The sequence below is a fragment of the Phycisphaerae bacterium genome (genome assembly GCA_012729815.1).
Classification (GTDB): Bacteria; Planctomycetota; Phycisphaerae; order JAAYCJ01; family JAAYCJ01; genus JAAYCJ01.
This window is the reverse complement of sequence record JAAYCJ010000166.1, coordinates 1-1,757: the sequence shown is the minus strand read 5'-3', so window position 1 is coordinate 1,757 and position 1,757 is coordinate 1. Positions and strand designations below refer to the sequence as shown.

General features: G+C 64.2%; 2 protein-coding genes. Both read right to left on the bottom strand.

Annotated features, from left to right (window positions below; all coding sequences use genetic code 11):
• A partial coding sequence (locus tag GXY33_11055) for a hypothetical protein (protein ID NLX05670.1) occupies positions 1–1,198 on the bottom strand: 1,198 nt, incomplete at its 3' end.
• A 266-nt stretch (positions 1,199–1,464) separates the two neighbouring features.
• A partial coding sequence (locus GXY33_11050) for a flavodoxin-dependent (E)-4-hydroxy-3-methylbut-2-enyl-diphosphate synthase (protein NLX05669.1) occupies positions 1,465–1,757 on the bottom strand: 293 nt, incomplete at its 5' end.

The window sequence follows — 1,757 nt, the reverse complement described above, 5'->3', positions numbered from 1 at the left end:
TGGCCAACGATTCACCTGCCGTCACCGGCACCTGCTCCACCAGTTGCCGATTGAATCCCAAGTCGCGATCGCAACTGAAGACCACACCCATCGCGGGAGGTGTGAAAGTCGGCGATCGGGCTGTCCCAGTGCAGGCCAGGTATACCCGACCATCCGGGTAGATCGAATAGGTCCACCGGTGGTCCGGCCCCTTGTCAGCGAGTGCTTGATCCAGTGATCCAAACCGTCGTTCGCCCTGCACTACCACTCGTACGGGCAGGGCCTCAATCAGCTTCTGGTGTGACTCCGCCGCGATGCCCAGGCCTGACCACTGCCCCATGTCGTCCGGCCGCACGATCGGCTCTGAGTCGCCGGACAGCACCACGGGTGAAGGTCCGAGCGAGCCCCGCCCGACCAGGTTGCGAAGCCGAGCCGCGTCATGCGACAGGTCGAACCATTGCACGATTTGCCCGCGGTGGAACACCAACTCGAATCGTTCCTCCGCGCCAACCACCAGTCGGCGCCCCATCGCCTTGACGTACAGATCGCCCCGCTCCGGGTGCGGTTCGCCGAACAGCAGTTTCTCGTTATTCACCAGGATCAGGTCGTCCAGGTACAGCTCGATGGGCGTGTCCAGCGGCTCGCTCCAGAAACGCATCTCGCGAACGTCCGCCAAGTTGATGTCGTCCGCCATGTCCGCCAGATCGACGCGGATGAGGTTCCAGCCCGGCCGGAGGAATACCCTGGGGTGGCGATACCGCATCGGTTGGTCGGTCCCGCTGCGTACGGAGAAGGTGAAGCCGCCCAGATCGCGAGGGCTGTACACGTTCATCAACAGGAGGTGATAGGGCGACCAGTCTCGATAGAGCGACCAGCGGCTTTCGGGCGAGTCTGACGCGACGATCTGCTCGGCCGAACTCATCAGGGCCATTTTCAGCGATCCCACTCCGGTTTCCGGGCGGGCTCGTTCCGTCGAGAGAACCAGAGGGTCGGATCGGCCGGTGGATTCTCTTCGGAACAACGTGGCTTGCTCGGGTTCCTCGAAGTCCGCGAGCACCTGGAACCGACGGCTTTCCAGATCCGGGTAGGCGGCCATCAGCCGATCGGTGGTCGGCGGCAATGCCGGGTCGTAGGGTTGGCTCGCGGCGGGTTGCTCAAAGCCCAAGCGCCAGTCCTGCGCGTTGCAGCCGCCCAGGACCGTCGCACCGACCCATGTCATCGCCCAAACCATGCAGCATCGTGCGGAGCTTCCTGTCCGTGTCAACCGGTGTCCCTCAAGCAGCGCTGGCGTTCGCGATATCCATAGCATGACGCCGAAGATAGAGACCTCGCCGAGAAGGGTCAACAGCGAGAAACGTCCGCAGCGGTGTCCCGGGCGAAGTCGCGAACAAAGCCGCGAACTGAGTCGTGAACATGGCCGCAAACAAAGCCGTGAACAGAGCCGCGACTGCGGGGGATCGCGTGCCGGGCAGAGCTTCCGCCTGCCTACGGTCGCGGCTTTGCTTTCGGCGGGTTGATCGCCACCTCATCGCCGCTTAACCGGGCTTCGCCTCGCTTGACCCGTTCGGCAAACGCCACCGCCTCCTCGTACAAGGCGTCCAGCATCTCGGCCTCGGTCACCGTGCGCACCTGCTCGCCCTGCACATAAATGACGCCTCGCCCCTTCCCCGCGAACACGGCCACGTCCGCACCCTCCGCCTCGCCGGGGCCATTCACCACGCATCCCATGACCGCGACCTTGATCGGTGCCCGGATCGTGGCCAGCTTTTGCCGCACCT